Origin of the sequence: Myroides sp. C15-4 (assembly GCF_050522745.1) — a bacterium.
GTDB lineage: Bacteria > Bacteroidota > Bacteroidia > Flavobacteriales > Flavobacteriaceae > Flavobacterium.
Window position 1 is genome coordinate 1 of the sequence record NZ_JBMVQX010000026.1, and the last position, 21761, is coordinate 21761.

General features: G+C 39.2%; 21 protein-coding genes. 10 read left to right on the forward strand and 11 right to left on the reverse strand.

From position 1 onward, the window contains the following. Both ACPDHL_RS11505 and ACPDHL_RS11510 read right to left on the reverse strand, forming a co-directional pair. Window positions 1-209, reverse strand: a 209-nt coding sequence (locus tag ACPDHL_RS11505; protein WP_430532903.1) for a hypothetical protein, incomplete at its 3' end; no start/stop codon positions are given. A gap of 101 nt (window positions 210-310) precedes the next feature. After that, complete coding sequence (locus tag ACPDHL_RS11510) at window positions 311-4738, reverse strand: translocation/assembly module TamB domain-containing protein (protein WP_430532904.1); 4428 nt, start codon at window positions 4736-4738, stop codon at window positions 311-313. Window positions 4739-4947: 209 nt separating this feature from the next. Between ACPDHL_RS11510 and tsaD the strand changes: the two genes are divergently transcribed. Genes tsaD through ACPDHL_RS11530 form a run of 4 tightly spaced genes read left to right on the forward strand, consistent with a single transcriptional unit; the run spans window position 4948 to window position 8969 of the window. Continuing rightward, window positions 4948-5970: a tRNA (adenosine(37)-N6)-threonylcarbamoyltransferase complex transferase subunit TsaD gene (tsaD, locus tag ACPDHL_RS11515; protein WP_430532905.1), complete on the forward strand. Its 1023-nt coding sequence runs from the start codon at window positions 4948-4950 to the stop codon at window positions 5968-5970. A gap of 12 nt (window positions 5971-5982) precedes the next feature. Then, entirely contained in the window at window positions 5983-6690 is a 708-nt protein-coding gene (locus ACPDHL_RS11520) for a 16S rRNA (uracil(1498)-N(3))-methyltransferase (protein ID WP_430532906.1), read from the forward strand. 11 nt (window positions 6691-6701) lie between these two features. Then, window positions 6702-7790 carry an AI-2E family transporter gene (locus ACPDHL_RS11525; RefSeq protein WP_430532907.1) on the forward strand — a complete coding sequence of 363 codons (1089 nt, stop codon included), beginning with the start codon at window positions 6702-6704 and terminating at the stop codon, window positions 7788-7790. Beyond that, the gene (locus ACPDHL_RS11530; RefSeq protein WP_430532908.1) at window positions 7791-8969 is read left to right on the forward strand and encodes a class I SAM-dependent methyltransferase; all 1179 of its coding nucleotides are present in this window, start codon (window positions 7791-7793) and stop codon (window positions 8967-8969) included. Window positions 8970-8981: 12 nt separating this feature from the next. On the opposite strand, the gene ACPDHL_RS11535 is transcribed toward ACPDHL_RS11530, so the two are convergent. Then, on the reverse strand, window positions 8982-9542 hold the full coding sequence (locus ACPDHL_RS11535; RefSeq protein WP_430532909.1) for a hypothetical protein: 561 nt from the start codon (window positions 9540-9542) through the stop codon (window positions 8982-8984). 491 nt (window positions 9543-10033) lie between these two features. On the opposite strand from ACPDHL_RS11535, the gene ACPDHL_RS11540 reads away from it, so the two are divergent. Both ACPDHL_RS11540 and ACPDHL_RS11545 read left to right on the forward strand, forming a co-directional pair. Then, entirely contained in the window at window positions 10034-10618 is a 585-nt protein-coding gene (locus tag ACPDHL_RS11540; protein ID WP_430532910.1) for a thioredoxin family protein, read from the forward strand. A gap of 366 nt (window positions 10619-10984) precedes the next feature. Then, the gene (locus ACPDHL_RS11545) at window positions 10985-11254 is read left to right on the forward strand and encodes a Sec-independent protein translocase subunit TatA/TatB (RefSeq protein ID WP_430532911.1); all 270 of its coding nucleotides are present in this window, start codon (window positions 10985-10987) and stop codon (window positions 11252-11254) included. 232 nt (window positions 11255-11486) lie between these two features. On the opposite strand, the gene ACPDHL_RS11550 is transcribed toward ACPDHL_RS11545, so the two are convergent. The 5 genes from ACPDHL_RS11550 to ACPDHL_RS11570 are packed head-to-tail and all read right to left on the reverse strand — an operon-like array spanning window position 11487 to window position 15732. Beyond that, complete coding sequence (locus ACPDHL_RS11550; RefSeq protein WP_430532912.1) at window positions 11487-12143, reverse strand: nitroreductase family protein; 657 nt, start codon at window positions 12141-12143, stop codon at window positions 11487-11489. A 10-nt stretch (window positions 12144-12153) separates the two neighbouring features. Beyond that, complete coding sequence (locus tag ACPDHL_RS11555) at window positions 12154-13236, reverse strand: RnfABCDGE type electron transport complex subunit D (RefSeq protein ID WP_430532913.1); 1083 nt, start codon at window positions 13234-13236, stop codon at window positions 12154-12156. Beyond that, window positions 13237-14508, reverse strand: a complete 1272-nt coding sequence (gene rsxC / locus ACPDHL_RS11560; RefSeq protein ID WP_430532914.1) for an electron transport complex subunit RsxC — start codon at window positions 14506-14508, stop codon at window positions 13237-13239. A gap of 8 nt (window positions 14509-14516) precedes the next feature. Further along, window positions 14517-15434 carry an FAD:protein FMN transferase gene (locus ACPDHL_RS11565; protein ID WP_430532915.1) on the reverse strand — a complete coding sequence of 306 codons (918 nt, stop codon included), beginning with the start codon at window positions 15432-15434 and terminating at the stop codon, window positions 14517-14519. Continuing rightward, window positions 15403-15732 (reverse strand): hypothetical protein, encoded by a 330-nt coding sequence (locus tag ACPDHL_RS11570; RefSeq protein ID WP_430532916.1) that lies wholly within the window; start codon window positions 15730-15732, stop codon window positions 15403-15405. The genes ACPDHL_RS11565 and ACPDHL_RS11570 overlap by 32 nt, the downstream gene beginning before the upstream one ends. A 166-nt stretch (window positions 15733-15898) precedes the next feature. On the opposite strand from ACPDHL_RS11570, the gene ACPDHL_RS11575 reads away from it, so the two are divergent. Continuing rightward, the gene (locus ACPDHL_RS11575) at window positions 15899-16909 is read left to right on the forward strand and encodes a sensor histidine kinase (RefSeq protein WP_430532917.1); all 1011 of its coding nucleotides are present in this window, start codon (window positions 15899-15901) and stop codon (window positions 16907-16909) included. Window positions 16910-16912: 3 nt separating this feature from the next. Further along, window positions 16913-17614, forward strand: a complete 702-nt coding sequence (locus tag ACPDHL_RS11580; RefSeq protein WP_430532918.1) for a LytR/AlgR family response regulator transcription factor — start codon at window positions 16913-16915, stop codon at window positions 17612-17614. 9 nt (window positions 17615-17623) lie between these two features. Here the strand turns inward: ACPDHL_RS11580 and ACPDHL_RS11585 are convergent, their stop codons facing one another. Further along, entirely contained in the window at window positions 17624-18007 is a 384-nt protein-coding gene (locus ACPDHL_RS11585; RefSeq protein ID WP_430532919.1) for a hypothetical protein, read from the reverse strand. Window positions 18008-18203: 196 nt separating this feature from the next. Here ACPDHL_RS11585 and ACPDHL_RS11590 point away from each other — a divergent pair, with 196 nt between their 5' ends. Both ACPDHL_RS11590 and ACPDHL_RS11595 read left to right on the forward strand, forming a co-directional pair. Beyond that, window positions 18204-19280, forward strand: a complete 1077-nt coding sequence (locus ACPDHL_RS11590) for an aminotransferase class I/II-fold pyridoxal phosphate-dependent enzyme (RefSeq protein WP_430532920.1) — start codon at window positions 18204-18206, stop codon at window positions 19278-19280. A 69-nt stretch (window positions 19281-19349) separates the two neighbouring features. Next, entirely contained in the window at window positions 19350-19862 is a 513-nt protein-coding gene (locus tag ACPDHL_RS11595; protein WP_430532921.1) for a hypothetical protein, read from the forward strand. A gap of 38 nt (window positions 19863-19900) precedes the next feature. On the opposite strand, the gene ACPDHL_RS11600 is transcribed toward ACPDHL_RS11595, so the two are convergent. Both ACPDHL_RS11600 and ACPDHL_RS11605 read right to left on the reverse strand, forming a co-directional pair. After that, a complete protein-coding gene (locus ACPDHL_RS11600; protein WP_430532922.1) occupies window positions 19901-20884 on the reverse strand; it encodes an aldo/keto reductase in 984 nt (327 codons plus the stop codon). Between the two features lie 192 nt (window positions 20885-21076). Then, window positions 21077-21634 (reverse strand): DNA-3-methyladenine glycosylase I, encoded by a 558-nt coding sequence (locus tag ACPDHL_RS11605; RefSeq protein WP_430532923.1) that lies wholly within the window; start codon window positions 21632-21634, stop codon window positions 21077-21079. Window positions 21635-21761: the final 127 nt, after the last annotated feature.

Consider the following 21761-nt stretch of genomic DNA (forward strand, 5'->3'; position numbering starts at 1 on the left):
CAATAAACAATAATAAAGTAAATGAGATAAACGAAGTTCATCGAATACCAATAAACAATAATAAAGTAAATGAGATAAACGAAGTTCATCGAATACCAATAAACAATAATAAAGTAAATGAGATACATGGTCGCTATGGTACCACCAAATTCCACCTGAAATAAAAGGAGGATTCGGAATAGTAGGTAGTGTGTCCATGGTGTCACCATTGCGTGTTCATAGTGATGCTTAAAAAAAGAGTGACCTTTTGGGTCACCCTTTTTTTCTATCGTTCTACAGTTATTTTCTACTCCTGTTCCTCCACTAAAAACTATCGCTCTTCAGGATGAGTCCCCGAAGGCGATGGGTTTCCTTTTCGTCTGGTCTCATAGAAGCGAATAAACTCTTTGCTATAATCAGAATCTGGTAGGTCTTCTGCGCGATTATTTGAAGATTCTTTCTGCTCCTTCTTTTTCGCGCGTTTTTCCGCCTGATTTAAAAATTTAGACAACAACTCTTTAAATGTGTCAAAATCCACTTCATACGTCAATCCTACACCTTGGGTATAACCAATTCCCTCTCCAATGTAGTTGATGTCATTTTCTCGATTAAAGAAGCGCGCATTTAGCGTTCCTTCTTCGTTAATGCGCAGCAATACTTCTACGTCGCCCACAATCACTGATTGTTCTACACCACCCACAGGAACCCCTAGTTTTCCATTAACTGATATGCGATCGTTGACCTTAGTCGTAAACGTTACCCCCAAGCGACCTTCGGTTTGGGTATATGGGTTTCGTTCCCCTTGGGCATAGTTCAATCCTACCTTAAATTTGTCATCCGCATCAGAGAACAAATCGTCAAAGATACTACTCGCTCGTTCAAACAAACTTCCTGCTAAAGCCGAAGACGAGTTGTCAGAAGAGAAGAATGATCCCGTAGCCAATAAGGCCATCGCCTGTCGTTCACGTGTGTCTCTATCGCTTAACTTATAGTCTAATTCCGATTTAACAACCGAACTTACCGTTGGAAAATTAATATCAAAATCTACTTCTGGGCTACTCAAACTACCATTTAAGACAATCGCCACATCCGTTGGTACTTTTCGGTTGATGATGGAGTTATCGATAATCACACTTGGATTGGCTTCGGTATGGTAAATCGCCTGTAGATCGAGAATCGCATTCATTGGGTTACCATCCCAACGAATGGTTCCGTATTTCTTCACCACAAATTTTTTATCGATTAACCCACCATATTTAAAGTTGTACTCCCCTTCATACGCTTGGAAATCTCCCCACATATTAAATTTTCCTAGTGTATTGATTTCCATCGTAATAAACCCTGCTCCTTTTCCACGCATTGCATGTCCAGATTCGCGATCGAGGATAATTTCAATTTCGGCTTCTGGTGTTACATAAAACTCAAAATCTAGTTCAATTCCACTATTGCGGTACTTATATGGATCAAAATCTACCCCTGTTAGGCGTAACTTCTTCTCTTCAGGAGATAAGAAGTGAATAAAGTTATTCTCTCCTGTACTTTGCGCTTCTTTCAGCGGAATCTTAATCGACGTTCCTTTATTCGACGTTGCATTGATGTTGATACTCAACATTTCTATTGGCCCAACAATATCCGCTTTTCCGTTGATATAGGCGGTTCCATAGTACAAACTCCCCTCTTCATATTGGGTATCCAAAGCCAAGAGATTGGAGGAAGACAGCGATAAATTCATTACCCAATCTTTAAAGATCTTATGAGAAACAGTTCCATCAACAAGCCCTCTTGTCTTGTATTTGGTATCCATTAAACCTGCTTTGCGCAGAATAAATTGTTTCGTTGTAATATCCAAAGGCGTTTCTTGATCAAACGCATAGGTCACTCCAGTAAATTTAGATTTGAATTTGGTATCATTTAAATACAAACGTCCATTGACATCTGGGTTTTTAGGCGTACCTAAAAAGGAAATCTTACCAAAAGCTGTACCTGTCATATCGCTGGCTACACTATTCAAGAATGGCGCAATGGTGCGCAACGGAAAATCGGTAAGCCCAGATTCTAGATTGAAATGCGTTTGCTTGTTGATGACATCTACATCCCCATTTAAATAAAATCGCTCTTTCTCATCATCATCAACTAAGCTCGATTGTACGGTAAATTTTTCCAAACTTTTGTTTCCGTCTACTTTGAAAAACATATCCCCCAAATACACGTGATTGATCAATAAGGAGTCAATTGCAATATTCGCTTGTGGATGGTAAACCTCGCGTTGCTGGTAAAATTTGACATCACCGTCAATTTTCCCACCAAAAGAAAGATTTTCAATATCGGGCGTAATTTTACCCAAGTCAACATTTCCAAAAGATAAATTCAACTGTTTATACGTCGAATCTCGCATCACCCCGCTCAAATTCACGCGTTGTTTATTGTGTGAAATCGCCAAAGAGTCAATGGTGAAATCCATTAGTTTTTTATTGAAGACTAACTTATTCGCCTTGTCGTTATTCTCATTGATACTCCACTGAAAATCTTTAAAAAACACTTCAGATTTCTTGAATCCAACAACCGAAAGTTTCTCTTCATTGATGGTATGATACAAATTGAGTTCGTATTTGTCTTTTTTATTTTTTCCTCCTTTAAACTCAGAACGCACAAATAACGTATCATTATGCGTTAAATTCAGCAAGTTAAAATCTGTAACATCATAAAAATTTGTATGGACACTATCGATGGATACATAAGTATTATAGATGGGGTTGGAATTGTTGACATTCAACAAAATATTGAAGAATTCCACTCCACTCACAGCAATACTAGGCGAATCGAAATTGAGTTTAAATAAGTTTTCATCGCTGTCTATCTCTCCGTCTACATGAGTTCGCTCGTTTAAGGTCAGCTGCGGCAGGAACACTTCAATTAAGCGATTGTGAACCGTAATATCAAAATCGACATATTGTCCTTTTTTTGTTTTATAAGGAGAATAGTTGGTATACAAACTACCCAACGCATTCGTAAACAACAGCTTAGATTCCTCAAACAAGAATTTCCCTTTGATATACCCCTGAATGGCTTCTTTGGAGTTTAGCTGTAAGAAACGCTCGCCATCGGGTGTAAAAGTGGATTCAATTGAAAATTCCTCAAAGACATAGTGATCCTTACTATTGTCGTAAACAGCATTGTGCACTTTAAATATTCCCTCTAAATCTTCTATATTATTTCCTTTCGCTTTAAACTCAAAGTCACCCGTAAATTTAGAAAGTGTATCGTTGACGAATCCAAGGGCATGTAAGTCGGCATAATCCACTTGGGCGACGAAGTCGTAATTTTTCTCCTTGGTACTCAAGTCGATCGTACCGTTAAAATCGAGCTTCACATTGGGATCCGCGCTGTGCAATAAACCGCGATAATACGGCATCTTCATTAAACCATCAACGGCTAATTGGGTATATTTATATTTTCCAAATACAAAGGAAAACACATCTCCTTTCACGGAGGTGTTCAGCGATTTTTGATTAAACCCATGCCCATCGACATATAAGTCAAAAGACGTCAAACCAAATTGCTGATTGTTAATAAAGTGACCTAAATCAAAGTGATCAAGTTTAATATTCCCTTTATAGGTAGCATGATCGGGATCATCCAATTGCTGAATGGCAATTTTGGCATTTCCCTTTCCGATTGAAGTCGTCAATTCGATATCCGTATCAAGCGTTCGCTTCGTCAATTCAACCGTTCCGACTAGATTAACTAGCCCCAAGCCCTCTAATTCTGTGGGTAGGGTTTTACCTAAAAGATCGGGCATTAACGCTGCTAAGTTATAGCGTGTGGTTTGTAAACGCGCCAGATTAGCACGCATCCAAAAAGGTTTGTGATCGTCAAATACGTTGCGAAACGCAAAGTGTCCGATAATTTGAGAGTTATTCTCATCGACCAAATTAGCCCCTTCCAAAACAAAATCATTCATCACCCCCTTCATATGTCCTTTGAAAAACACTTCCTTATTCGAAGCAAATTCATGTGCAAAAACGTTGATATCTGAAGAGTTTAACTTGGCTTTATTGATTTGAAAATCCCAATTTACTTTATCGACAAATTCTTTCATATCCCCCGGTTGAAAGGTCAAAAGGAGATGTCCTTCAATATCAGATTGATCGGTAACCAGATGTAAATCTTTTAATCCGATTGACGTCTGAGTATGGGAAAAATTTGTTGATACATGCTGTACATTCATCCCCCAGTGATCCAAGAAACTAACGTCCTTCACCAACCCGTAAATCTCGGGGCCTTTGATGAAGAAATTATCCACTTGTCCTTTCAATTTCCTGAAATCTACCGCCACTTTTGCTTTGGTATTGTCATCCGAAATAATCAGCTGGGAATTTTTGATCAAAATACGCGAAGCCTTTAGGCGAAATTTTCCTTCTCCTGGTTGACCATCATCAAAAACAGCAATCAATTCATCCAAGTTGGTCAGCGTATCCTTTTCATACTTGTGGATATTCATGTAGAGTCCATTGATTCGCGTGGTTCCCAAATACACTTTGCCCTGTTGTAAAGCGTTGAGATCTGCCAATCGCGTCTGCAACTGATCAATACCGATTAAAATATTGTGATGACTGTCTTTTGCTTCTACCCCTTTGAGGTGAATCACCCCAAATATATCAATAGCTAGACGATCAATATAAAAGTCTGTACCAAATTTTTTGTTTATTTTCTCTGTTGCATATTGTGCCAAATAGCTTTGTACAATAGGTAACATCATCGATCCTACTGCTAGAATCAGCAAACAAAACAGCGCCAAGAACAGGCGAAAAACTATTTTTTTAAATTTTTTGATAACTATTTATGTTTTAAATTTGCTCCTTACAATCTTCTTTCCTTTCAGACCAAGGTACAATCAACAAATTTAATTATTTTTTGGCGTGATTGACCAAAAAAGAAGATATTAATTAGCTTTAAATTTAATTAAAAATGTCCATACAACCCACTTATATATTAGCGATTGAAAGTTCTTGTGACGACACAGCTGCAGCCGTATTAGCGGACAACCGCGTACTGTCCAATGTCGTGGCCCGTCAAGAGATACACGAAGAATATGGGGGTGTTGTGCCGGAGCTAGCCTCCAGAGCACACCAACAAAATATAGTTCCCGTTGTTGATATCGCCTTAAAAAAAGCGGGAATTACCAAAGAACAGCTACACGCCATTGCCTTTACACAAGGTCCTGGCTTGATGGGATCACTACTCGTTGGCGGATCGTTTGCTAAATCCCTTGCATTAGCCCTAGATATTCCTTTACTTGCAGTGAACCACATGCATGCACATATTCTATGTCACTTTATTGAAGAAAACGGATTTGAACAACCGACGTTTCCCTTCTTGGCATTGACTATTTCGGGTGGTCACACCCAAATTGTCCAAGTCAATAGTTTCTTTGATTTACAAATATTGGGTGAAACAACAGATGATGCCGTAGGTGAAGCTTTTGACAAATCAGCAAAAATTCTCGGTTTTCCTTATCCAGGCGGCCCGTTAATTGACCGTTATGCGCAAGAGGGAAATCCAAAAGCCTATGCGTTTACCAAACCAAAAGTAGACGGTTTGAACTTTAGCTTTAGTGGATTAAAAACCCAGTTTTTGTATTTTATTCAGAAACAAGTCAAAGAGAACCCCAACTTTATTGAAGAAAACAAAGCGGATATTTGTGCGTCTATTCAACAGACGATCATTGCTATTTTAATGGACAAGCTCAAAAAAGCGGTGGAACAAACAGGTATAACGCAAATTGCTATTGGTGGTGGAGTTTCGGCCAATTCAGGTATTCGAAAAACCCTAAAAGAAGCCGAGCAAAAATACAAATGGAAAACGTTTATTCCCAAATTTGAATATACCACAGACAACGCAGCAATGATTGGTATTGTTGGGTACTACCGCTATCGCGAATCGCTATTTGCTGATTCATCTGTTGTATCCAAAGCGAGAATTGAATTTTAATGTAATCAACTTATGCAGCTATTTTACTCCCCTTCTATCGAGAAAGAACAAGGCACTTTCACCTTTGACAAAGAGGAAAGTAAACACATCATACGCGTATTGCGCAAAAAAGAGGGCGATACCCTCTTCGTAACCAATGGTCAAGGAACGCTATTTGAAACGCGAATTTCCTTGGCATCAGATCGCAGTTGCCTTACGGAAATCATCCAATACACCGACAAAGCGCAAACGCCTTTTCGCTTGCACTTAGCCGTTGCACCTACAAAAATGAACGAAAGATACGAGTGGTTTTTAGAGAAAGCAACGGAGATTGGCATTCACGAAATAACGCCTATTATCTGTGATCACTCAGAGCGCAAAGTGGTTAAAACAGAGCGTTTTGAAAAAATCATTCAATCGGCAATGAAGCAATCACTTCAACTGTATCTGCCAAAATTAAATGACCCCATCACGCTCAAAGAATTCTTGAAACAAGAGCACAACAGCAAACTATATATTGCTCATTGTGACGAAGATAAAGAAAAAGAATTACTTAAAAACAGCATTCAACCCCAAGAAAATTACCTTTTATTGGTGGGACCCGAAGGAGATTTTTCTCCAGTGGAAATAAAAATAGCTTTAGAAAAAGGTTTTAAACCTGTATCTTTAGGTCATACAAGATTGAGAACAGAAACTGCTGCTCTTGTTGCTTGTCATAGTTTTGTATTCGCTAACGAATAAATCATTGCACATTGAAAGCTAAAGAAATTTCTACAGGTATCGTTCGCGCCGTCCTTATTTTAAGTGGAATTGCCTTAACTGCTGGTCTACTATATCAGATCCGCACCTTATTCATCTACATTGCTCTTGCTTTTGTTTTAGCCCTAATTGGCAAACCATTAGTGGATATGTTACACCGAAAATGCAAGCTAAAAAAGTTGGTTGCGATCAGTATAACCATGTCCTTTTTTATCTTCGTCTTCATCGGTTTTTCCTTTATGTTCGTTCCGCTGTTTACGACCCAAGCTCAAAACTTATCCGTACTAAACACCGCACATCTACAGGAAGATTTCAACGGACTGATTACCAAAATTGACCTATACCTTGATGCTAAAGGCATTAGCTTAGATAGAATTGTAGAGGAATCTCATTTAAAATCACAGTTTAACCTCGATTTCGTTCCCAATTTACTCAATACCTTAATTGGCATGTTGAGCGATATTGGAATTGGATTATTCTCTGTACTCTTTATTTCTTTTTTCTTCTTAAAAGATCAGGTGGTTCTAGAATATCAATTCAAAAAATTGTTTTCTAAAAAACACGAGAACAAAGTATTAAACTCCATCAATAAGATTAACAACTTATTATCGCGCTATTTCTTAGGACTTTGCGTACAGATGTTTGTTATTTATATTCTTTGCCTAACCGTCCTGTTAATCTTCGGCGTCAAAGGAGCGGCTACGATTGCCTTTTTATGTGCCATCCTCAATATTATCCCGTATATTGGCCCACTAATCGGAAATATCTTGGCGGTTATTTTTACGATGTTGACCTATATTGGCGATGATTTTATTGAAGTAACCCTGCCTAAAGCGATCTCCGTAATGGTTGGATTCTTAGTCGTTCAACTCATTGATAATGTGGTTAATCAACCGTTAATCTTTTCGAATAGCGTTAAATCACATCCTTTGGAAATCTTCGTTGTCATCTTGGCTAGCGGTATGTTTAGTGGCATTTTTGGTATGATTGCCGCTGTCCCCCTATACACCTGTATGAAAGTGATTGGAAAAGAGTTTTTTCCCAATGTTCGATTTATTCAAGTACTCACCAAAAAACTATAAGTGGATATTCAACTCCTCCTACAACCTGAGGTTCAAGCCTATATCAATGAACACCTAACAGATTCCCTTGCGGATCTAGCCTTTAAAAAGAGCCCATTTCCCGGTTTGACGATGGCGGATTTACTCACGCAAATCGAGAGTAAACAAAAGGCAAAAACCAAGCTTTCAAAGTGGTATTCCACAGCAAATATTGTTTTTCCTGCAAAATTGTCTATTGAACAAACCTCATCGGAAGAGTGTGCTGCTTATAAAGCTTCCTTAGTGGAAGGAAACTCCCTTATTGATTTGACGGGAGGATTTGGTATTGATTGTTTCTATTTTGCGCAACGAATTAAAGCGGTAACGCATTGTGAAATACAACCTGATTTGAGTGCTGTTGTACAACACAACTACCGCCAGCTTCAACAAGATAATATTAGGTGTATCACAGGAGATAGCTTGGAATATCTAACTAATACACAGGAACAATTTGATTACATTTACCTCGATCCAGCGCGAAGAAATCAAAGCAAGGAAAAAGTGTTTTTCCTACGCGATTGTACCCCTAATGTCGTAGAACACTTAGATTTACTTCTGGCGCATTCGAATACTATTTTAATCAAAACGGCTCCCCTTTTGGATATTCAAGCAGGACTTAGCGAGCTCAAACACGTCAAAGCCATCCATATTGTTGCCTTGCAAAATGAGGTGAAAGAATTGTTGTGGATCATCGAAAAAGACTATATGGGAGCGATTGAATTACAAGCAGTTAATCTAACAAAAACAGAACAACAGCGGATAGCAATAGACTTAGCAGATGACCGTATAGCTACGTATGCAGCACCGCAAACCTATCTCTATGAGCCCAATAGTGCCCTGTTAAAAACGGGAAAATTCAATGCAATCAGTGCGATTTTCAAAGTAGATAAATTACACCAGCACAGTCAGTTATACACAAGTACGGCATTAGTTAACTTCTCGGGCAGGCGCTTTAAAATAAAGCAACATTTGCCCTATAATAAAGCTACAGCCAAAGAATATTTACAACAACAAAAAGCGAATGTTACGGTGCGTAATTTCCCCTTAAAGGTTGATGAATTACGCAAAAAATGGAAGATCAAAGAGGGAGGTGAAAGTTATATTTTCTTTACGACAACCCTAGGAGATCAAAAGGTATTTTTAATTTGTGAACCGGTATAAAATCGAGTTTTATTAGGCCGTTTCATGAATCCAACACAGCTGAGAAATACTGTGCCAAGTAACGGTTACTGTAGTATTCGGATGAAGGGATAAGCCTGGTTGATTCGCTACGAGTAAATAGCGTTTATCTTGATAAAAAACCTCTACTAAAGCGCGTTGTTGTGCATCCTCCTGGATCAACTTACCTGCATGGTCAATGGCTACTACACGTCCCTGAGCTTTTAGCTTTCCCTTTTGCACGCGCTTGCGATCAAATCGAGGATACAACAAGTGATACGCCCATACGACAGGAGTTAATCCCATAAGCATAGCCAAAAAGAAAAATACCACCTCACGTGTGGTCCAATCGAAATTTTCAAAGTTCCACACAATCGCCACCACAAGCGTTAAACTAACGAGTAAACCTGCAAAAGATAGGGTATCACTCAAACAATGCCCTTGTGGACGTGGAAAGGCTTTTGGCGTTTGCAAAGCTGCCATTCCCTTTGTTTTTTTACCAATAGATCTCGCTTGTGCTTGTTCGATAGAATCCTGCAAACCCAAAGCTAATACATGTCTATACTGTTGTTTCATCTTTCTTTCAAATAATTAAGTTATTTGCACTGTTAAGTCAATAAAAAAAAGTTACAATTACAACATACACAGACTACAAATAGTAACAAATTGGGATCAATAAATAGAAAAAACTGAAGGTTGAGAAATTCCATGGACTATGCCCGTATGCTTTCTCAAAAAATCGCTTAAAAAAATAGAATTAGCCCATTGTTATTGTAAATTGTAACTTTAGATCATTGTTTACTTCTTTTCTTTTTCACAGATCAAAAATACACACAACCACACAGATAACAATCATTATATCAAAGCCTTAACCATTTCATAATTCACAACACCAATTCCAAACATTGGCTTTACATTTCCGCAATATTCTCCTATCCTTGGACTTTTTATGGAACTAGATTCCAAAAGATAGCGCGTTTACTAGGATAAAATTAACTGAAAGCAGCTATACAGTTTGCGCATAATTTCATTACTTTGTAGGGTATAAAGCAAATGAATTGTGTACTATGAAAAGAAAGATACTCTTTGTTGTAACCCTATTGTCTACTTTAGCTTTTATGAGCTGTAAGAAAGACGGAGCAACACCATCACCATCCACACCAGAAGCAACTGAAACAACCCCGACTACTCCTACTGAAGTCGATACAGTGGCCTTGAAAAAGCAAATTGAACAAGAAAAAGAAACCTTGAGTAAACCCTACAATGAAGAAGAAGATGCTCAAGCCAAATTGGATGCTCTGATTGCTCAAGCGAGTAAAGAAGGAAAATACGTTTTTGTACAAGCAGGTGGAAACTGGTGTATCTGGTGCTTGCGTTTCAATGATTTTGTTCAACAAACACCTGAATTGAAACAAGTAGTAGACGAAAATTTCGTGTATTACCACTTAAACTATTCTAAAAACAATAAAAACAAAGCCGTATTTGACAAATATACGCCAAATAGCAAAGGATTGGGGTATCCCTTCTTCTTTGTTATTGATGGCACAGGCCACGTAACTAATATCATCTCATCGGAAACGTTAGAAGAAGGTAAAGGGTATAGCGTAGCCAAAGTGAAAGAAATGTTTGTAGCAAATGCACCGAAAAAATAAAAAAATAGCCTCAAAAATTTTGAGGCTATTTTTTTATTTTTCTCTTTTCTCCATACACCTATATCGAATCCTACGCAAAAGGCACAAACTAAGATACAATTAAACCCTCTTGTACGAGGCTGTCAATTAAAATTCAACAACGTGTTTTTTTTATATTGGCAGGATTTAAACAGAACAACCTCAACTACTAAACCCACTCAATACAAACAGCTTTTATTCTTACGCTCATTTGTTAATATTTTACATATTCATTACATCAAATTCCTATTAACCACACTTACCCAATAATAAAGTTATGTTAAACATCATTATCACAATTTAAGCCTGATATACATTTGTTTTCCTCAACCATAAAATAATTCAACCATGTTGATGACTACATTACCCTTAGGAGGAGTAGCCCCATCTGAGTTTATAGTTGTTGTTGTAATCGCTTTATTGCTATTCGGAGGAAAAAAAATTCCGGAATTAATGAAGGGACTTGGAACAGGAATTAGGGAATTCAAAGAAGCTACAAGAGAAACAAATGCTACTACAGCAGCTCCTAAACAAAAAATCACGGAACCAATTACAGAACCTGTTGTTGAATCCACTACGGAAGTAGTTACAGCAACAAATCATGTAGTTGAAAAGTAAAAAAAAAGGTTGGATTTGATCCGACCTTTTTTTGGTTATGAGTGATGAGAAATCGCAACGAAGTGGAAATCGAAGCGAAGTGGAAATCGAAGCGAAGTGGAAATCGAAGCGAAGCTGAGATTCATCGAACACCCAAACAAAATATAAACTAGGTGAGATAAATGGGTGTTTGCTCGTCGCGCGGTTTCTACGGTTTGCATGAAACCGTTAACCGTTAACCGATAACTGTAAACTATCGAATCACCTTGACTTTATCACTATAGCGAACAGGTGCTGTTGGACTTTCTGCTGGATACCCTAACGCGACATTAATCGTTACTTCATAATCTTCGGGAATATTGATCAGACGCAGTAAATCGGCATTTTCAGGTAGATTTAAAATGGGAACGATTGTACCCAAAGGACAGGTTCCCAACCCTAATGCGTGCGAACTTAAAAGTATGTTTTGTAGGGCAATTCCCGCATCTAATCGCGCATGAGCAGCACCTTTTTCAGTGGCAATAACGACAAAGGTTGGGGCATGATGCGAAATACTAAACCCTGGTTCACGGTATTTTGCTGCACTTCCTTGGAATTCTTTCCCTTGTGCAAAAGTCAAGAATCTCTGATTGATCTCAGCAATAATCTTGGGGTTTTGAATAAATCGAATCTCCCAAGCTTGTTTATTTAAAGCACTTGGCGCATAAATAGTCGCTTTCATAATCGTATCCAACTGATCTTGACTTACCTGTTGATCCGTAAATTTTCGAATCGCACGACGACTGAGTAAGTTATCGATAATTGCTTCTTTGGCACTTCCTTCGTAAACTACTTGTTCGACCTTTGTTTCTTGTGTGCAAGAAGACAATAAAACGGATAGGGTTATCCCTAAATATAGATATTTTTTCATTTCTTTTCTTTTAAATAACATGGTGAACTTGCTTTGCATATGAATAATTGAATTTGACAATACAGTATAGGATATAGAGGTAAACGACATACGGAATCCATCCGTAGTAGTATAAAGTAATAATTGCTAATGCGGTAGCTAAAATTTGCAGGGTTAACAAGAAGATTGCCTCTACCTCTTTCTTCCGATCTTTGGTTTGTCCCCAAACTCTTGGTTGAAATACTTGACTTATTTGAGGAGAAAAGCCATTGAGTAAGAGGATGGAATACGACATATATTCATAGCGTACTGCTCCGATAAGGAAGAGATAAGCGACGAGACCAATCATCCCGCCATAGTATAGTTTTCCTTTGGCGTTGGTTGGACTGGAAGGCATATCCGTCGCCATAAAAATAGTTGCCAATACAATACCACTAAGGGAAAAGCGCAAATCATCTGCTCCTACCCAAGCGCTCAACGTAAAAACGCCCAATAAAGCAAAGGGAATATGCCAACTAATTCTATTTCTCACGAGGAGATAAATCCCACCTAGCACCAAACAAAGAATGGAATACTCACCTAAGGCGCCATTGGTTTTATACACTAAACTACTCAAGTAATCGCCAACATCGGCATTGTCCAAAGCAGAGAACAAGGCTGTTTTAGGGGTTTGTACGCTAGCCTTTGTATCCCAAATCGACGGTGAGGTCATCGTAGACGCAAAAAAAACTGCCATAAATTCTCTTCCTACTAAAGCGGGATTAAATCGGTTTTTACCCAAGCCGCCCCACGCGATTTTACCAAATAAGATAGCAGAAAAAGCGCCAAAAGCCACGATATACCCTGGCGTAATAGGAGAAAGCGTACAGACCAACAGCAGGGCTGTAACAACGGCCGAACCATCGCCCAACGTATTCTTCTTACCCAAGAAAAGCCACGAACAACAAAACTCGGTGACTAAAGCTGTAAAAAGGGCAATCCCCACTTGATACAGCAGCAAATTACCAAAGGCAATCCACCCGACAAACAAAGCAGGCAACAAAGCGATAACTACGTCTAACATAACAAGTTGCAAGCGATCAAATCGCGGTTTTATATAAGGATGTACAGCCATCTAATTTCTTTTAATCAACGGGGTTACTACTTTTGTTTTTCCTTCAAAAATATGCTCCATCAAAGGAATATCACTGGGACAGATATAGGCACAAGCACCACATTCGATACAATCGTTCAGGTTGAGATTCAACAAGGCTTCTAGGGTATTATTTTGATTGTGTCGAACGAACTCCAAAGGCATTAATCGCTGTGGACACACCTCCACACACCAGCCACATTTGATACAATTTTGTTGATTTTGAGGTTGCTTTTTTAGTAGTAAAACACCCCCTACTCCCTTGTGGAGAGGCGTTAGTCCCGATTGCACGTGTTTTCCCATCATTGGTCCTCCTAAAATAGCCCATTGACTATTCGCATCCCAAGTATTTGCTGTTTCTTGAACCAAATGGGCAACGGGAGTTCCCACCTTTACTTGGTAATTTCCTGAAAAAGTTCCCTTAATACCAGCAAGTGTTACGACCCGTTCAATCATGGGTTTACCTTCAAAAAGCGCTTGGTAGATCGCCCAAATCGTTGCAATATTATTGACCAAAATACCGTGATCCGCAGGTAAGCTTCCTTTGTGAATCTCTTTATCCGTCGTGGAACGAATCAATTGCAATTCTCCTCCTTGGGGATAACTATTGGGTAAAAGCTTGACCTCCACCTGCATATTTACTTTCGCAGCCGCTTGGAGAATCCGCTTTTTCAACACCTTATTTTGTTTTTCTATAGCCCATAGGATACGGGTAACACCCAAAACGGATTGTATCACTTGGATTGCTTTCAGCAACTCCTCTACTTTCTCTTGCATGACGATAAAATCCGCACTCAAATAAGGCTCGCATTCGGCGCCATTCAACAACAAGGTGTCAATCCTTCCTTTAGGTAGGCGGTATTTTAAATGGGTTGGAAATTGTGAACCACCAGCCCCCACAATACCATAATCCAATAAGAGGGTGCAAAACCCTTCTAGGGTGAGAGTGGTGATATCCACTATTTTTAAAGGAGTTGCTACTTCTGCAAAATCATTGCGCAACAAGATAACGGCTTGTCCATCTACTTCCACAAAGCCTTCAATCGTTCCCGAAACGGGAGCATGCAACACAGTCGCAAATACGCCTGTGCTAGCGGCAATGGGTTGGTATTTACGCACATAATCTCCCTGTTGAACCAGCGGGTGCATGATATGGCGATACGCTTGTAAAGGCAGGTAAAAAAGAGAGGCATCTTGAATAGGTGCAAGGACACTCCCTTTGGTCTTCTTCTTCAATGAAGGAATCAATACCATGGTGTTGCTTATTTATTTTTATTGTGTTCAATTCGGTAATAATCAAAGTCAAAATGACGTTTCAATTGAGTCGTTACCAAAGGTAAATCTTGTTTGGATACAGCAAAAAGAGCTGTAGATAGCGCATCGCCCAAAAAGGCTGTAGGTGTAATTACGCCTACCTGTGCTGTTGTTACGGGATATCCTGTTCTGCTATCAAGGATATGCCCATAGGTCTGTCCTTCAATCACCAACTGATTGTGAGCCGAACCCGACAAACTAAAACACGCATTTTCAAGGGCTAGGGTTCGCGCTCGTTCTTCGGGTACAAAAGCGGAAGGAATAGTAACCTTCCACTGTGGATGTGTCTCATCATTAATTCCCCTAATCGTACTTCCACCTGCATTAATTATCGCATCCGTGATGCCCTCCTCTTTTAAAAAGGCAATAACTTGATCGACGGCAAATGCCTTAAGGAAAGACCCTGTAATTAATTCTTGTCCTACAGCAATACGCACAAAATTCGATTTAATCTCTAGTTGTTTATACCCTACTTTTTGCAGGGTATCCGCCAATTCCGCAGCAGAGGGAACCCGAAGATTAGCCGTATCTTGTTGATAGAATCCCCACAGGCGAATCAGGGGCATACAACTAATATCATAACTTCCGTTGGTAAGCGTTGAAATCAATTGCAGCTGTTGCAGTAGCGCAATACAAGTATCATCTACCTCAACCCAATATCCTGCCTGTTGATTAATTCGACTAAAAAACGATCCAGGTTGATAAGAATTATAGCGTCGATCTAGTTGCTCCAAAAGGGCAAAGCAATCCTCTAACAAGGCTTCTCCACACTCAAGCGGTATTTTGATCTTGATGTGGCAATGGAAGAGCTTTCGCGTTTGTGTGATATACGCCTTAGAAACTGTCGGAGGCATTTTCTTCATCATGGTGTTCAACGGTTGTAGTTCTCCTGTTTTTGAGTGATTTGAAATTGACATTCCCCACGTGTATCGTCTGAAAATAAACGCGATCATTTTTCCATTTTCCGCCAATGGAATCATATTCAATTTCTTGAATTTCAAAGGGTCTATTCGAAATCAACGCCTCTTCTTGCTGTTGTTTCTTTTCGAGTGCTACTTGTTTTCTTGCTTCTTTGAATTTGTCCCAAAAACTGCGTTGCCCAAAAAGCAATAAGGCAATTCCTATGAGGTATAAAACAAGAGATTGAGGCTTTCTACTTATCATTTGCTATTATTAAAAACCATTTTATAGTACAATAATACCAACTCCTCAGAAAAGTCAAAAGCAATAGCGGTTAATCTCAAAAAGAAAATGACCAATTGCATTGGTCATGAAACAAGGAGGTACAATAAAGATATCCCTATCTTTGCATTCAGAGACAAACAACACGATGAGGGATTTATTAGAGCGTAAATGGACACAAGAATTAGGCGTCTTGGTGTTCTCTTTCATTTTATTTACTTTAAACGACTGGATACTCATTGCCAGTTGGAGAAGTCTATTTCTAGGTTTGGTTTACTTTATGCTTTTGTATGCCCATGCGCAATTAAACCGCTTTTACCTCTTGCCATTATTGGTTAAAAGAGATCGGATATACCTGTATATCTTTCTCACCCTTTGTTTACTCTCGGTTACAGCATTTTTACTCAGTCATCTGACGCAAAGTTTCTTATACAAATCCTGTTTTTTACATTCAACCAATTCCAAACTTACCTTTCAATATCAATTGGGGGTTTTATTGGGATCGAGTGTTTGTATCCTGGGAACTACTCATTTTTTAGCCTATTATCGCAAACAAAAAGAAGTCGCCCATCGAGAAATCATCACTAAAAAAAATGAAATAGACCTGTTAAACAAGCAGTTAAACCCTCATTTTCTCTTTAATACATTAAATACCATTTATGGATTGAGTATTGCATTTCCCGATAAAACACCCGACGCTATTATGAAGGTTTCTGAGCTTCTGCGCTATCAGGTTGAAAACAGCCAGAAAGAAGTGGTGGCTTTACGTGATGAAATTTCCTTTATTCAAAGCTATATTGAGCTGGAAAAAGAACGCGTAGGTTATCGTTGTGATCTGCGTTTTACCTCGACAATTGACCATCCGACGAACTATACTATCGCCCCACTGATTATCTTTACGTTTGTCGAAAATGCATTCAAACACGGGACTTCGAATATTGAACATTGTTTTATTCACCTCCACCTTCAGGTAACCCAAGGCGTATTGCAACTCGACATTGTTAATCCCCTTCCGCTAAAAGCAACTCCACCTACCTCAACCAGAGTAGGATTGGAAAATACAACCGCGCGTTTGCAGATGATCTACCCAAATCGACATACCTTACGCGTTTATCCTGAAGGAAATCAATTTATTACCCATCTATCAATCAACTTATAAACCATGGAACAATCCCGATATAAATGCATGATTATTGACGATGAGCCTGCTTCTCACTATGTATTGCAAAATTACATTGAAAAAAATGCTCATTTATACCTTGTAAAACAGTGTTATAATGCAGTAGAAGCCATAGACTATATCCGCTTACACCCCGTGGATTTGATCTTCTTAGATATTGATATGCCCCAAATGTCAGGGATTGAGTTTTTAGAGACCCTTCCACAAGCGCCCAAAACCATTTTAACCACCGCCCATTCACATTATGCCTTAAAAAGCTATGACTATGGTGTGGTGGATTATTTGCTAAAGCCCATCTCTTTTCCACGCTTTATCAAAGCAATGGAGCGCTTTTTATCCTTTTACATTTCCCGTGAGAGCGTACAGCCTCCCTTGGCGATTCAACTCAAAATAGGAAAAGACCAAATCGAAATTCAACAAGACACCATCGATTACATTCAAAGTTATGGCAATTATGTCAAAGTTTTCACTAGTGATAAAGTGCATATTGTAACCACTACTACCCAAGAGATTGTTTCCCTCTTAGCTGCACAAAAATTCTTGAGAATCCACAAATCATACGTGGTAAATCTCACCAAAATAACAGCCTACACCGAACAAGAAGTCTCGATAAAAAACGTTCAAATTCCCATTGGAATTACCTATAAGAGAGCGCTGTACAATCGCTTGGATCAAGTGGATTAGCGGGCTCCTTTATACAGTAGACCCCAAGTTTTTACCTGATGCTGTACCCTTGAGTAAAAAGGTAAGCTCTTCACATCGCACAATCTTATCCTTGTGAAAAGTAAATTCTGCCATGACGATATGTTTGTGGTGAGAACCATCACGCAAAACCGATTGAACCTGATGTTTGGTAAATACTGTATGGCCTCTACTTGCAAAATTGAGAACCTCTACCTCTACAGTAGCAATCAATTCTTTTAGTTTTTGGATGTGCCTCTTAAATCCTGTAAAATCCAACGTATTCCCATCAACTACCTGTATGTAGTCCGTTGAAAAGTATGCTAGAAGTAGTTCTTCATCATAGGTTTTACTTTCGATGACGTTGTGCAACATCTCCTCTACTATTTTTTCCATTTTTACTGCTTTGATTAAACAAGACAAAGGTGAAAAATCAGCGGTACCTTAACGATAACAATTGTTATCAAATACAGCACCAAGGAGTATTTGACAAAAAAGGATCCACATAAAGGATATCCATCCTCTTCATCAACTATACCGATATAAAAGTCAAAAATTGTATATTTACTCCATACAGTTGATTCAAAACCACGTGAAAAAGTACAAATACGAAATATTCACCGCTAAACTAGAGGAAGCGATTGAAAAGGGGCATCTACAAGCAGGAGATGCGCTTCCCACTGTACGAGCGATTAAGGAAACCTATCAACTGAGTACAAGTTCCGTTCAAAGTGGTTATGATTACCTTGTATTCAAGGGATTAGTAAAGAGCTCTACAAGCATTATATATTGGATTAGCAGCTGTAACCACCCCACAGGATATTATTGCTGTAGAAAGTCCGTGTGTATTCTCCGTTTTGGAAGTCATTGCCCGTTTGCGTTTGCGTGCACTGGAGATTCCCCTACGCCCAAAGGAGGGATTAGATTTGAATTACTTAAAAAAATGTGTGGTCAACACGCCATTAAGGCCCTTGTTGTTACGCCTAATTTCCACAATCCGACAGGCATTCTCCTCACTGAGGAGAACAAAGAAAAACTCTATCAACTCGCGGTACAATATCAAATGCCTATTTTGGAAAATGACATTTATGGAGATCTATATTTTCAAGGAGAACGCCCAATTAATATCAAGAATTTCGACACCCGTGGATTGGTGTTGACCTTTTCTTCCTTTTCCAAGACAGTTGCCCCAGGTTTGCGTTTGGGATGGCTAGCTGCAGGAAAGTACTTTGCCCAAGCGGAGCGATTGAAATTTGCCCTAGGTCGATCGGTTTCTCCTCTCAATCAAGAGGTTATAATCCGATTATTACAACTTCCTAGCTATGACAAGCACTTGCGTATCTTTCGCCAAAATTTAGAGCGACAGGCAATGCAATTGGTTCGTCAATTCAACGCTTCTTTCCCTTCTCCTTCTCCCGATGCCCTCACAGTGCAAGCACCTAAAGGTGGCTATAGCATTTGGGGACAACTACCTGCTACAACAGATAAGGAAGCTTTTTATACCCATTGTACATCCCTTGGAATTAGCCTAACCCCTGGAGAAACATTCTCTTTTACTACCGCTTACGAATCAAACTTCAGAGCGGTGTATGCCCAGCGTATTACACCCGAAGATCTCACTCTCATTAAAGCCTTAGGCGATCAATTGAAAATAACAATGTACCGATAACTTTTACCCATACTGTATCGAAAAATATTAGCTTTCTTCTGCTATCTTTGTGTATAAACACGATTCAGTATGAGTATAATATCAAAATTTACGATAGCCACAGAAGACGGATTACGTCTTCTTTTTCAACTAAGAGAAGCCCAAATTAAGGGTATGTATGCGTCAAAAGTAGAAGACGCTCCATTAAATCAATACCTCGCACAGCAACTCGATCACAAAGCAACTATTTTAGAACTCAACGATCTCAGTACGCAAATGCTAACCGTATACCACGCAGACATTCCCGCAGGTTATGTGATGATTAAACAGGTAGATCAGCCCGCATTGGCAGATAAAAAAGTGATCAATCTCACTTCATTTTACCTCTTACCTGAGCACAACGAAGAAGCAATACGCGCTTCCCTGTGGAATAAAGCCCTGTCTTTAACCCGTCAATACGATGCGATTTGGCTGGAGGTTTTACAAGATGATCCTCTACTTCCTCATTTCAAGACATGGGGATTTGAGATTTTAAAGGACACATTGCTAGCTCCTTTTGGCCAACCTGCTTACCTGCTGGTTCGTTGGAAAGAAGCACAATAAAAGTAAAAAAGGGAGTTTGTGAACTCCCTTTTTTACTTTTATATTTTTGCTAAAGCGCGATTCATAAAATCGATTTCATCTTGATTCAACTGAATCTGCATGGCTTGTGCATTGGCTATGGCTTGTTGTGCATTTCGTGCACCTGCCAACGTCACTGTAATAGCGGGTTGCAAAGTGGTCCAACGCAAGACCAATTGAGCAAATGTTGCTCTTTTTTCTTCAGCTAAGGGGCGGATTTCCTCTAAAAAGTTTTCCACTTTTTTCAAGTCAAACTGCGCAAAATACCCCGAGCGGTGATCGCCTGATTCGAAGGCATTCGCTTTGAAGTACTTACCTGTCAAGAGCCCTCTTTCCATTGGGCTATAGGCAATAATACTCAAATCATGTGCTAAGGCATAGGGTACTAAATCCGTTTCAATAGCGCGATTGAGCATACTATAAGGAACTTGATTGCTGACAATACCTAGGGTATTTCGAGCTTCTTTCACCTGTTCAACGGAATAATTACTCACACCTGCTGCGCGAATTTTGCCTTGTTGAATCAACAATTCCATCGCTTCCATAGTTTCTGCAATAGGCGTTGTAACATCAGGCCAATGGATTTGCAGTAAATCGATATAATCCGTTCCCAATCGCTTCAAACTGTCTTCCACTTCTTTGAGTACACTTGCTTTACTCGCGTATTTATAAATGGCAATATCCTTTCCCTTATTGTCCTGACTATTCATGACAAAAGTACCTTGAGGTGCTGCTAAGTCCCAGCGCATGCCAAACTTCGTTAATAATTGTACTTGATCTCGTGCAAGTCCCTTGATCGCTTCACCGACAATTTCTTCACTTACGCCTTGACCATAAATAGGTGCCGTATCAATGGTGGTCATCCCTTCGCGATGTGCGGCAACCATAGCTTCTACTGCTTCTTTTCGATCAGTACTTCCCCACATCCATCCCCCTGCTGCCCAGGCACCAAAGGTAATTGCGGAAACTTCTATAGCAGAAGTTCCTAATTTTCTAAATTCCATCTGTTCTGTTTTGGTTTACTTGAATACTAAACCTTAAAATCACTTGCGTTTTTGGTAAGAATCATCGCTTTTTGATTTCAAGGATGCTATAAAAATAGCGAAAAAAGATGGGTATAGCAAGAAAACAAAGGAGTTATAGGAAAAACTTAACAGCAAATAAAAGAATCACCATCCTGATAATCAATTAAATATCTATTTTTCATCTTCAACTAGCCAAGGGGGTTGCTGTTGTAAAACCACGGCATATAGTGGACAAGTTTCCGTATGCGCTCCTTTTAAATAACCCGTACTCATTAAAAACTCATTGACGATTTCTCCCCCTGTAAAGCGGAAGTGCTTTTTGAATAATTTTACCCATTCTTCTTTGGTCTTTGGATGATGGTGTTTCAACCAATTTTCAAATGAGCCAAATTCACTTTGCAAGACTAGTATCTCCTTGGCATTTTCAATTGCTGCATTGATTTTAAGGCGGTTGCGAATGATTCCCGCATCTTGCATCAAGCGCAGGCGATCTTCTTCCGTGTAGGCGGCAACGACTTGAATATCAAAGTTACTATACGCCAATCGAAAGGCTTCTTCCTTTTTGAGAATGGTTTCCCAACTCAGTCCCGCTTGGTTAATTTCCATCAGTAAACGCCCAAATAATTCATTGTCGTCGTGAATGGGGAAACCATAGTGGTGATCGTGGTATTTTTTGTGGAGGGCTTTTCGTTCGCCCGTTAATTGTTCTATTGTATCGCAATAAGACATCGTATCTAGGTTTAAAAGGATTCATTCCATAATCGGAACTTCCTACCAAAAATACAACTTAGGAATGACAACGCTATGACAGTAGGATGTAAAAAAAGTGTTTTTTACATTCTTTTTCTCCTCGACG

What these genes read in the sequence shown, in the direction of transcription:
- ACPDHL_RS11510 (WP_430532904.1), bottom strand. Translation starts at nt 4,738, where the DNA reads ATGATGTTACCTATTGTACAAAGCTATTTGGCACAATATGCAACAGAG.
- tsaD (WP_430532905.1), top strand. Translation starts at nt 4,948, where the DNA reads ATGTCCATACAACCCACTTATATATTAGCGATTGAAAGTTCTTGTGAC.
- ACPDHL_RS11520 (WP_430532906.1), top strand. Translation starts at nt 5,983, where the DNA reads ATGCAGCTATTTTACTCCCCTTCTATCGAGAAAGAACAAGGCACTTTC.
- ACPDHL_RS11535 (WP_430532909.1), bottom strand. Translation starts at nt 9,542, where the DNA reads ATGAAACAACAGTATAGACATGTATTAGCTTTGGGTTTGCAGGATTCT.
- ACPDHL_RS11540 (WP_430532910.1), top strand. Translation starts at nt 10,034, where the DNA reads ATGAAAAGAAAGATACTCTTTGTTGTAACCCTATTGTCTACTTTAGCT.
- ACPDHL_RS11545 (WP_430532911.1), top strand. Translation starts at nt 10,985, where the DNA reads ATGTTGATGACTACATTACCCTTAGGAGGAGTAGCCCCATCTGAGTTT.
- ACPDHL_RS11550 (WP_430532912.1), bottom strand. Translation starts at nt 12,143, where the DNA reads ATGAAAAAATATCTATATTTAGGGATAACCCTATCCGTTTTATTGTCT.
- ACPDHL_RS11555 (WP_430532913.1), bottom strand. Translation starts at nt 13,236, where the DNA reads ATGGCTGTACATCCTTATATAAAACCGCGATTTGATCGCTTGCAACTT.
- rsxC (WP_430532914.1), bottom strand. Translation starts at nt 14,508, where the DNA reads ATGGTATTGATTCCTTCATTGAAGAAGAAGACCAAAGGGAGTGTCCTT.
- ACPDHL_RS11565 (WP_430532915.1), bottom strand. Translation starts at nt 15,434, where the DNA reads ATGATGAAGAAAATGCCTCCGACAGTTTCTAAGGCGTATATCACACAA.
- ACPDHL_RS11570 (WP_430532916.1), bottom strand. Translation starts at nt 15,732, where the DNA reads ATGATAAGTAGAAAGCCTCAATCTCTTGTTTTATACCTCATAGGAATT.
- ACPDHL_RS11575 (WP_430532917.1), top strand. Translation starts at nt 15,899, where the DNA reads ATGAGGGATTTATTAGAGCGTAAATGGACACAAGAATTAGGCGTCTTG.
- ACPDHL_RS11580 (WP_430532918.1), top strand. Translation starts at nt 16,913, where the DNA reads ATGGAACAATCCCGATATAAATGCATGATTATTGACGATGAGCCTGCT.
- ACPDHL_RS11585 (WP_430532919.1), bottom strand. Translation starts at nt 18,007, where the DNA reads ATGGAAAAAATAGTAGAGGAGATGTTGCACAACGTCATCGAAAGTAAA.
- ACPDHL_RS11595 (WP_430532921.1), top strand. Translation starts at nt 19,350, where the DNA reads ATGAGTATAATATCAAAATTTACGATAGCCACAGAAGACGGATTACGT.
- ACPDHL_RS11600 (WP_430532922.1), bottom strand. Translation starts at nt 20,884, where the DNA reads ATGGAATTTAGAAAATTAGGAACTTCTGCTATAGAAGTTTCCGCAATT.
- ACPDHL_RS11605 (WP_430532923.1), bottom strand. Translation starts at nt 21,634, where the DNA reads ATGTCTTATTGCGATACAATAGAACAATTAACGGGCGAACGAAAAGCC.